Genomic DNA, 557 nt, shown 5'->3' with positions numbered 1-557 from the left:
GGCCAATACCTGGACTTTCTTCGGGGAAAAGGCTGAGGGCCGCAAAGCATGGAAAAGCCTCTCCAGTCCTGGCCAAGCTCCACCAACTGAGAGCCCACCCAACCTCGAGAGGACTTGCCGATCCGGCAGAAACCTTTACAGGTCAGGGCCTTGCCGGTCAATGCTGAGCGGCAGTTTGACTTGCTACCTTAATGAAGGCTGCTGGCCGGACAGGCGCTAGACTGGCTCACCACCCATGGATACTCGCCTAATCAACATCGGCTTTGGCAATATCGTCGCCGCCGGGCGTGTTATCGCCATTGTCAGTCCTGAGTCAGCTCCCATCAAACGCATCATTAGCGACGCCCGCGAAAGAGGCCAGTTGGTGGACGCGACCTACGGTCGCCGCACCCGCGCCGTAATCATCACCGATTCCGGGCACGTCATCCTCTCGGCCATTCAGCCCGAAACCGTTGCCAACCGCTTCCTCACCGCCAAGGTTGGGCTGACGGAGGAACCTGAGTAAAAGCCTCACAAGCAGCCTGCGAGGCCGAGAGTGAGATATCCTAAAACAAACC

The 557-nt window shown here is 58.3% G+C and carries 1 protein-coding gene; it reads left to right on the top strand.

The genetic code is table 11. The features are described from left to right. Nucleotides 1–235: 235 nt before the first annotated feature. Nucleotides 236–505, top strand: coding sequence for an extracellular matrix/biofilm regulator RemA (gene remA / locus NW858_RS12070; RefSeq protein WP_414365713.1), 270 nt, complete (start codon nucleotides 236–238; stop codon nucleotides 503–505). Nucleotides 506–557: the final 52 nt, after the last annotated feature.

This window comes from Synechococcus sp. H55.10 (assembly GCF_047502715.1).
Taxonomy (GTDB): domain Bacteria; phylum Cyanobacteriota; class Cyanobacteriia; order Thermostichales; family Thermostichaceae; genus Thermostichus.
The sequence above is the reverse complement of the archived record's forward strand: the minus strand, read 5'-3'. Positions and strand labels throughout refer to the sequence as shown.